Origin of the sequence: Bartonella elizabethae F9251 = ATCC 49927 (genome assembly GCF_000518165.1) — a bacterium.
GTDB classification, from domain to species: Bacteria; Pseudomonadota; Alphaproteobacteria; order Rhizobiales; family Rhizobiaceae; genus Bartonella; species Bartonella elizabethae.
In genome coordinates, this window is the sequence record NZ_JADB01000010.1 from 44,500 (window position 1) to 52,939 (window position 8,440).

Here is an 8,440-nt window from a genome sequence, read left to right on the forward strand (position 1 = left end):
GGCATTTCTAATAATATCATTATAATGCTTGATTTATGTGTTAGCAATTGCCATTTCATGTATTGTGGAGAGCTGAGGTTTTCTAAGGGTGGGCTTGGTGTTATAGATAGCTCATAGGCTCCAGAAAGGAGAGTTATGCAATATATTGATGAAAAGACAGATGAGTTAAGAGATGGGGTTTATGCTGTTTTACCTCTTCGTGATATTGTTGTCTTCCCCCATATGATTGTTCCACTCTTTGTGGGCCGCGAAAAATCAATTCGTGCTCTTGAAGAAACGATGGCGGTTGATAAGCAAATACTCTTGGTGACACAAAAAAACGCTTCTGATGATGATCCAAAATCAGAGGATATTTATCATATTGGTACATTTGCAAATATTCTCCAACTTTTAAAGCTTCCTGATGGCACTGTAAAGGTTTTGGTTGAAGGGACTGCGCGTGCAAAAATTAGTCAATTTACTTTAAGTGATGGTTATCATCAGGCTTTTGCAGCTGTTACAGAAGAGCCTAGAGAAGGTGATGTTGAGATTGAAGCTCTTTCAAGGTCCGTGAATGCTTATTTTGAAAACTATGTAAAGCTTAACAAAAAAATCTCTCCTGAAGTGGTCAATGCAAGAGGGCAGATTGATAATCCATCTAAGCTTGCGGATACGATTGCCTCTCATTTGATGATTAAACTTGCAGAAAAGCAAGAAATATTAGAGCTCTTACCTGTACGAGCCCGTCTTGAACGTGTTCTGTCTTTCATGGAAGGAGAAATTTCTGTTTTGCAGGTTGAAAAACGTATTCGTTCGCACGTTAAACGGCAAATGGAAAAAAACCAACGGGAATATTATCTCAATGAGCAAATGAAAGCTATTCAAAAAGAGTTAGGAGCAGGAGATGATAACCGCGATGAGCTTTCTGAACTAGAAGACCGTATTAAGAGTACAAAACTTTCCAAGGAAGCACAGGAAAAAGCTGGAGCAGAATTGAGAAAATTACGGAATATGTCTCCTATGTCCGCGGAAGCGACAGTTGTCCGTAACTATCTTGATTGGTTATTAGCAATGCCTTGGGGTAAAAAATCTAAGATTAAAAACAATTTAGATTTTGCTGAAAAGATCATGAATAATGAACATTTCGGTCTTGAAAAAGTTAAGGAACGAATTATTGAGTATTTGGCTGTACAAAGTCGTGCGTCAAAGATAAAAGGTCCCATTATTTGTTTGTTAGGTCCTCCTGGTGTTGGAAAAACATCATTAGCGCGCTCTATTGCAAAGGCAACAGGGCGTGAATATGTTCGTATCTCGTTGGGAGGTGTGCGGGATGAAGCAGAAATTCGCGGACATCGCCGAACATATATTGGTTCGATGCCTGGAAAAATTATTCAATCTATGAAAAAAGCAAAAAAATCTAATCCGCTTTTCTTGCTTGATGAAATTGATAAAATGGGACAAGATTTTCGTGGAGATCCTTCCTCTGCTTTATTAGAGGTTCTTGATCCTGAACAAAATGGTACATTCATCGACCACTATTTGGAAGTTGAATATGATCTTTCTGATGTCATGTTTATCACAACTGCGAATACGCTTAATATTCCAGGTCCGTTAATGGATCGAATGGAAATTATTCGTATTGCTGGTTATACTGAATGTGAAAAAATGGAAATTGTTAAGCAGCATCTTTTACCAAAAGCACTCAAAGACCACTGTTTGTCTAAAAAAGAACTCAGCATTTCTGATGGAGCACTAAGATCGATTATTCAGTTTTACACACGTGAAGCAGGTGTTCGTAATCTTGAGCGTGAACTCATGAAAATTGCCCGTAAATCTGTTACAAAAATTCTCAAAACGCATCAAAAATCTGTAAAAGTTACAGAAAATAATCTCGATGATTTCTTGGGTGTTAAACGCTATCACTATAATCAGATTGAAGGAGAAAATCACATTGGTGTTGTGACAGGCCTTGCGTGGACAGAAGTGGGTGGAGAGTTATTGACCATTGAAGGTGTGATGATGCCCGGCAAAGGCAAGATGACTGTAACTGGAAATTTGCGTGATATTATGAAAGAGTCTATTTCCGCGGCAGCATCTTATGTGCGTTCTCGTGCTGTTGATTTTGGGATTGAACCTCCACTTTTTGAAAAACGCGATATCCATGTTCATGTTCCAGAGGGAGCGACACCAAAAGATGGTCCATCTGCTGGGATTGCAATGGTGACAGCAATTGTTTCGGTCCTTACAGGGATTGCTGTACATAAAGATATTGCAATGACTGGTGAAATTACTTTACGTGGACGTGTTTTACCAATTGGTGGATTAAAAGAGAAACTCTTAGCTGCACTTCGAGGAGGGATAAAAAAAGTACTTATTCCTGAAGAAAATGCAAAAGATCTGGTTGATATTCCTGACGATGTCAAAAATAACATGGAAATTATTCCGGTAAATCATGTGAGTGAAGTTTTGAAACACGCTTTAGTTCGTTTTCCTGACACTATTGAATGGAAAGAACCTTCTACAGTGGCTGTTCCTATCTGTTCAGAGAACAGCGATAGTGAAGGAATACAGATTGCGCACTGATTCACTCATTTCACTTATAACAGCATTTTTTTAGGTGTAGAAGGTGATGTGACGGTTATTATTTTGTTTTTTATTGAAAAAAAGTGAAAAATTCCGTGAATAACTGTGATTATTGCTAAAAAAACAATGTATTGGATAAAAATAAGACTTCTGTTTGCTGTACTTTTCAATAAACTGACCAATAACATGATTAACTCATGTTGTCAGCTAATATAGGGAAAGGAAATATCTCATGAATAAAAGTGAATTGGTTAGTTCCGTTGCTGAAAAGGCAGGTGTTTCGAAAGTGCAAGCTGGTGCTGTTGTTGATGCTTTTATGGCTTCTGTAACAGAAGCTTTAGCTTCAGGGGGGGATGTGCGTCTTCCAGGTTTTGGCACTTTTGAAGTTTCTCATCGTGCTGCGACAAAGGGGCGTAATCCTTCAACTGGCGCTGAAATTGATATCCCAGCACGTTCTGTACCAAAATTTTCTGCAGGAAAAAGCCTTAAAGAAGCAGTTAATAAAAAATAATTTAAACAACATTAAAAAAACCCGATTTATTTATAAGCGGGTTTTTTTACAGATATTTTTTTAGACAGGGATATTATACACGTTTTTCATATAAAAATTTTGATTCTTTGTATCATTTTTCTCATTTCATAAATTACATAAAATGCCCTAGGCGTGAAATATATATTTTTAGCCATTTCAATAAATATTCCACTTTAATAATAAGTCATTACATAGCTTATAAAATATGACGTTAGCTTTTTTTATGTGGAAGGGCTAAAGCTTTTATTCAGAAACAGTACTTATAAATATAAGACAAAAAAATGCTCTAAAATGTATAAAGCCTACTAAACCACCTTTTTTGCTTGATAGAAGTGCATATTAACGCCATCATATTATTTTCTTAGTTTTATAATGGTTCGATCAGCTCGCGGCATGTGAGGCAGGCGCATAAAGGACAGTTTTATTCCTTTTTTAATAATTCTCTTAACTTACAACACTAACTTCGCTTGTGTGCGCCAGTACTTAACTGACTAAGCAAATCACCTTTATTGATTGACTATAATAAAGTCTGAAATAAAAGAATTTTACGATATTTAAGTTTCTCATTCACTATAGAAAGACAATAAATTGTTATGATGAATGAATGCATTGTAACGTTATAAAGCGGCTTCGTCATTTCAATATTGTGATTTTTCGTGGCATTTGAGATAGAAGAGATATATTCAGTTCTGTTTTAAATATTTTAGGTTTATATCTTTATTTCACTTCTGATATGCAAGAGAATATTTTTTCTTCATAATACAAAAATTAAAAATAAGATACTATTATAAATATTAAGTAATTAAAAAATCTTATGATTAAATAATATATAGAGTATAAAATATTAATAGTAATAAAAATTAAATTATTATTTAATTGTTTCTTATAATATGTTTACTTGTTATTTCATTTTTATCGTTGATAATATATTAAACTGTGTATGAGAATAAAGTTTTTTCTATAGACACAAAATATTTTACTCCTACATTATTAAATAAATGATGAAGTGTAAAGCAGCCTATATTGATTGAGAGAGTATTTTTAACAAGGCTTTAGAATGATTTTTCACGACAGTTATAGAGATTTTTCAGTAGATGGGATGAATGACGAATCGTGTGTTTTTTATAAACAGGAGCTTTTTGATTTTTCATCCATTAACCACTGAATACAATCATTGAGAGCCCTTGCTGTTATAACTTGTTTTTTTGCTAATTTTTTTTCTTTACTTGGCAAGCGTTTTCCTGAGTTTTTAAGAGACGCAATAGGGGGAAAGAGTCCAAAATTGATATTCATTGGTTGAAAAGACGGTCTTTCTGCTTCTTCATCTATAATATGGCCCCCCGTAATATGATTCAAAAGAGCTCCGAATGCCGTGGTTAGTGGGGGGAGGCAAGGACAGTTGTGATGATATTCGGCAGCAGAAAAACGCCCAGCAAGAAGCCCTATAGCGGCTGATTCTACATAACCTTCACATCCGGTAATTTGCCCTGCAAAGCGTAGTTGTTTTTTTTGTTTTAAACGAAGGGTTTGATCAAGAATGATTGGAGAGTTGAGATAGGTATTGCGGTGAAGACCACCAAGACGTGCAAATTCTGCTTTTTCAAGACCGGGAATCATTCTAAAAATGCGAACTTGTTCACCATATTTCAATTTTGTTTGAAAACCGACCATATTGTAAAGTGTTCCGAGTTTATTATCTTGGCGTAATTGAACGACAGCATAGGGTTTAACGGTGGGATTATAGGCATTGGTTAAGCCCATAGGTTTCATAGGTCCATGTCTTAAAGTTTCTAGTCCGCGCTCAGCCATAATTTCAATAGGGAGGCATCCATCAAAATAAGGTGTTTTTTCAAAATCACGAAACTCTGTTTTTTCAGCATTTTTTAATGCTTCAACGAATGCTTCATATTGTTCCTTATTAAGGGGACAATTAAGATAATCTTTCCCTGTTCCCTCAGGACCAATTTTATCATAGCGAGACTGATACCAACAAATATTCATATCAATACTATCGGTATGGATAATAGGTGCAATAGCATCATAAAAAGAAAGGGCTTTTATACCGGTTATTGCTTGTAACTCTTGAGCAAGTGCAGGCGAGGTCAGGGGGCCCGTTGCAATGACAACATGTTGCCAATCTTTAGGAATCTCTTGAACTTCCTCACGTTTGATCGTTATAAGCGAATGGTTTTCAAGGGCTGATGTCACGGTTTTTGAAAATCCATTGCGGTCAACAGCAAGAGCACTCCCAGCGGGGACTTTGTTGGCATCAGCTGCTTTCATAATTAACGATTTTGCTAATCGCATTTCAGCATGTAAAAGTCCTACGGCATTTGTTGATGAATCATCAGAACGAAAGGAATTTGAACAAACCAGTTCTGCCAATTTATCGGTTTTATGGGCATCTGATTTTTTTTCGGGACGCATTTCATGCAAAATAACAGGAATTCCTGATTGAGCGATTTGCCAGCTTGCTTCACACCCTGCAAGACCGCCACCGATAATATGAATTGGAGTATCAAATGTCTTTAACATAGTTGACTTATTAACGTAAGTCGCCTTGTATGAAAAGCATAGATTTTGTTTTTGTTCTTTGTAAGAAAGAGGTGTATTGAGTTTTTTTTAATATATTTGTTTGCTTTTTTTCTATAATTAATGGTATAGAAACGCCGCTTGTATAAGGTTATTAGCTTTCTAAGTTTGAGCGGATGTGGCGAAATTGGTAGACGCACCAGATTTAGGTTCTGGCGGGAGACCGTGGGGGTTCGAGTCCCTCCATCCGCACCACTTATAGATTCTCTACAATATCACTTGATATCGTTGTTTATCTCATTTCATTTATAAGTGATTGTTATTATTTCCTTAATTGTTTTTTACATACGATTTTGATATCTGATGAAACCGCCAAAAGCGCGATTCAAAAGGTGGTTCAAAAGGTGGTTTGAAAAGTGACTAGGAAAACAAGAACACGTGATAGATTATCTGCTTTATCTGTAAAAAATTTGCCTAAAGGTAAATATGCAGATGGAGCTGGGCTATGGCTTATCAAAACAGCACAAAATCAAGGACGTTGGGTTTTTCGATTCGATTTCAATAAAAAACGTCGTGAAATGGGATTAGGCTCTTGTAGCGTTGTATCGTTGAAAGAAGCAAGGCTTAAAGCTACTGCTTGCCGTGATCTTTTGCACCAAGGTATTGACCCGATTCGTAAAAGGAATAATGAAAAATTACAGCGGTCGATTGATAGTATTTCTTTACGAGAAATTGTTTTAAGCGCCTTTGAAGCCAAAAAAAGCGAATTGAAAAATGAAGGTACAGCCGCAAGGTGGTTAACGCCTCTTACATTGCATGTTTTTCCAAAGCTTGGAGATATAGCAATTACTGAATTGACGCAGATTGATATAAAAGAGTGCTTATCGCCTATTTGGAAAACAAAAAATGAAACGGCAAGCAAAGCTTTATCGCGTTTGAATATTGCTGTAAAACATGCGGCAGCACGTGGTATAGATGTGGATATGCAATTGGTACCAAAAGCAAAAGCTTTATTAGGAAAGTTTATCCAAAATGTTCAAAATATTCCCGCTATGCCATGGCAAGAAGTTCCGGCTTTTTATCAATCTTTAAATGATAATATTGTATCAAACTTAGCCTTAAAGCTTTTAATTTTAACCGGTGTTCGTTCAATGCCAATTCGGCATATACGGTTGGAGGAAATTAATCAATCCATATGGACGATTCCTAAAGAGAATATGAAGGGAATAGTTGGAAAGGTTTTTGATTTTCGCGTACCGCTTACAGATGAAGCGCTTGCTATTATTGAAAAAGCAAAAACAATCGAAAAAAATGGATTTTTATTTGTTGGAAATTCTGGAAAGCCTATATCTGATATGACGCTTTCTAAATTTATGAAAGATAGAGGGATTACTTATCGTCCACACGGTTTCAGATCTAGTCTTCGTGATTGGATAGCAGAGACAACGTCAACACCATTTGAAATTGCGGAATTTACGTTGTCTCATTCAGTGGGGAATTCAGTCACAAAAGCTTATATGAGGACTGATTTTTTAGAGCAGCGCCGTGTTCTTTTAGAACAGTGGGCGTCTTTTATAACGGGGCGTTGATTATTACGATAGTGATGGTAATTCTATAGAGTCTCTTTCGGCTTTTTTGCTTTCAATATAGCGGTCGATTTCAACGATATCCCATTTTAAGTATCGTCCTTCTTGTATTGGTTTAGGAAAAACTCCAGCTTTTACAAGCTCTCTAATAGAGGTTATAGACATTCCAAGATAAATTGAGAGATCTTGTATACTGACCAGCCTTTGTATGCGCATTGATAATAAAGCTTGTTCAAATAAACTTACTTTTTTTATTGAATCTATTAATTTTTCTTCTTTCATTTAAAACTTTCCTTATTATCTAAGTGTTGAGAATAATTACAAATGGGTGGGGACAAAGGTGTTATAGAACACCTTCATTTTTTAAAGTTGTAAGTTATTTATTAGATGTGTTTAATTTCATATTTCCAATTTGTTAGTTGTGTAAGAGCCTTCGTAATTTCTCCCCGATGACACATGCACACATCAGATTCAAAGCAAGTAATTGCAACATATTTTTTATCTAAAAAAAGCTGGTATAATTTTTCTATTGCATGAAGATTATCCCTAAGAGTTGTATTTTGGTAATTTTTAAAAAGATGTTCATAATCTTCTCGTGTTTTCAGATTGCGTCTTTTTTCAGAGGCGATTCCAAGTTCAGGCAAGTGTATATATTCAATGCCAATGTTGCTTACAGCTTTCTCTAATTGTCTTTTTGAAAAACCATGTTTTCTACTTATTGGATTTTTACGAACATCACACAAAACTTTGATATTATTTTCTATAAGACAATTCAGATAATGGTCTAATGATTTTCCTTCATAACCAATGGTAAAAAAACAAGGCTTCTCATCTTTGGTATTACACATGTTTAATTTCCTTATATGGGTGGGGGGCTAGAAAATATGCTGGAACCTAGAACAAAGCCCCCCAAAAGTTCAGGCGGCTTTAGTTGAGATTCTTTGTATCTCTCGTTCTATTTCTGCTAAAAAGCTTTCAACCGCTTGATTAATCTCTTCAATTTTCTTTTCATCACGGTGGATGCGTTTGATTTTCATACGAAAGAGAGATGAATCGCCCGTAAAACGTGGGTCATAACTGATAAAATCACACCATTTGCGCTCTGTACAAGCCATTTGGAATTGCATTTGTGCAAGATATTCAGGTTTGATTTCGTTATCGATAATGAAACGCATATGATTAGTTGATCTAGGGCATTTGATTTCGATTAGACCATCTTCATCAATCA

Annotated in this window: 7 protein-coding genes and 1 tRNA gene; 4 read left to right on the forward strand and 4 right to left on the reverse strand. The window is 35.7% G+C overall.

Going from position 1 to position 8,440, the window contains the following annotated elements; all coding sequences use genetic code 11:
- Positions 1-135: 135 nt before the first annotated feature.
- Together lon and T429_RS0107085 are read left to right on the forward strand one after the other, a co-directional pair.
- Complete coding sequence (lon, locus tag T429_RS0107080) at positions 136-2,562, forward strand: endopeptidase La (RefSeq protein WP_005775057.1); 2,427 nt, start codon at positions 136-138, stop codon at positions 2,560-2,562.
- A 232-nt stretch (positions 2,563-2,794) separates the two neighbouring features.
- Complete coding sequence (locus T429_RS0107085) at positions 2,795-3,073, forward strand: HU family DNA-binding protein (RefSeq protein WP_005773674.1); 279 nt, start codon at positions 2,795-2,797, stop codon at positions 3,071-3,073.
- A 1,143-nt stretch (positions 3,074-4,216) separates the two neighbouring features.
- Here the strand turns inward: T429_RS0107085 and trmFO are convergent.
- A complete protein-coding gene (gene trmFO, locus T429_RS0107090) occupies positions 4,217-5,629 on the reverse strand; it encodes a methylenetetrahydrofolate--tRNA-(uracil(54)-C(5))-methyltransferase (FADH(2)-oxidizing) TrmFO (RefSeq protein WP_005773672.1) in 1,413 nt (470 codons plus the stop codon).
- Positions 5,630-5,798: 169 nt separating this feature from the next.
- On the opposite strand from trmFO, the gene T429_RS0107095 reads away from it, so the two are divergent.
- Together T429_RS0107095 and T429_RS0107100 are read left to right on the forward strand one after the other, a co-directional pair.
- Positions 5,799-5,881 (forward strand) — tRNA-Leu (locus T429_RS0107095).
- Between the two features lie 161 nt (positions 5,882-6,042).
- Positions 6,043-7,215 (forward strand): tyrosine-type recombinase/integrase, encoded by a 1,173-nt coding sequence (locus T429_RS0107100; protein WP_005775059.1) that lies wholly within the window; start codon positions 6,043-6,045, stop codon positions 7,213-7,215.
- Between the two features lie 3 nt (positions 7,216-7,218).
- Here T429_RS0107100 and T429_RS0107105 read toward each other — a convergent pair whose 3' ends face one another.
- From T429_RS0107105 to T429_RS0107115, 3 genes are all read right to left on the reverse strand, one after another.
- The gene (locus T429_RS0107105; RefSeq protein WP_005775060.1) at positions 7,219-7,494 is read right to left on the reverse strand and encodes a helix-turn-helix transcriptional regulator; all 276 of its coding nucleotides are present in this window, start codon (positions 7,492-7,494) and stop codon (positions 7,219-7,221) included.
- A gap of 101 nt (positions 7,495-7,595) precedes the next feature.
- On the reverse strand, positions 7,596-8,060 hold the full coding sequence (locus T429_RS0107110; protein ID WP_005773348.1) for a DUF488 domain-containing protein: 465 nt from the start codon (positions 8,058-8,060) through the stop codon (positions 7,596-7,598).
- A gap of 69 nt (positions 8,061-8,129) precedes the next feature.
- On the reverse strand, positions 8,130-8,440 hold a 311-nt coding region (locus T429_RS0107115; protein ID WP_026500930.1), incomplete at its 5' end, for a YqaJ viral recombinase family protein.

What these genes read in the sequence shown, in the direction of transcription:
- T429_RS0107105 (WP_005775060.1), bottom strand. Translation starts at nt 7,494, where the DNA reads ATGAAAGAAGAAAAATTAATAGATTCAATAAAAAAAGTAAGTTTATTT.
- T429_RS0107110 (WP_005773348.1), bottom strand. Translation starts at nt 8,060, where the DNA reads ATGTGTAATACCAAAGATGAGAAGCCTTGTTTTTTTACCATTGGTTAT.
- lon (WP_005775057.1), top strand. Translation starts at nt 136, where the DNA reads ATGCAATATATTGATGAAAAGACAGATGAGTTAAGAGATGGGGTTTAT.
- T429_RS0107085 (WP_005773674.1), top strand. Translation starts at nt 2,795, where the DNA reads ATGAATAAAAGTGAATTGGTTAGTTCCGTTGCTGAAAAGGCAGGTGTT.
- trmFO (WP_005773672.1), bottom strand. Translation starts at nt 5,629, where the DNA reads ATGTTAAAGACATTTGATACTCCAATTCATATTATCGGTGGCGGTCTT.